This window comes from Kitasatospora phosalacinea (genome assembly GCF_000716545.1).
Classification (GTDB): domain Bacteria; phylum Actinomycetota; class Actinomycetes; order Streptomycetales; family Streptomycetaceae; genus Kitasatospora; species Kitasatospora phosalacinea.
This window is the reverse complement of record NZ_JNWZ01000182.1, coordinates 1-414: the sequence shown is the minus strand read 5'-3', so window position 1 is coordinate 414 and position 414 is coordinate 1. Positions and strand designations below refer to the sequence as shown.

Here is a 414-nt window from a genome sequence, read left to right as displayed (position 1 = left end):
CGGTGCGTTCTGGTCGGGCATGCCGCCGAGCCTACAGGAAACGACACGTTCCGTATTGACAGTATCCGGCGCCCGGAGCACACTCACCATCAGAAACGGCACGTGTCGTTTCTCGGTGAAGCTTCTGCCTCCCACCACTCCGCAAGGAGTCCGCTGTGTCGAGCCAGAGCCGCACTGCCCTACGCCACCCCCCGACCCGTGAGGAACAGCACCATGACCAACCCGGCGAACCAGGCCCTCACACCCGAGGAGTCCAGGGAGGACCGCTCCGTGCACGACCGCCCCGCCCTCGACCGCCCCGCCCTGAGCCGCGCACTCCAGGAGATCGTCGACTCCGGGCTCACCGGCATCCAGTTGCGCGTCAACGACCACCGCGGCGAATGGGTCGGCAGCGCCGGGACCAGTGTGCTGGGG

Annotated in this window: 1 pseudogene; it reads left to right on the top strand. The window is 67.9% G+C overall.

Going from position 1 to position 414, the window contains the following annotated elements:
- Positions 1-213 precede the first annotated feature (213 nt).
- Positions 214-414, top strand: a pseudogene (locus OO48_RS37985) (hypothetical protein); the annotation flags it as partial.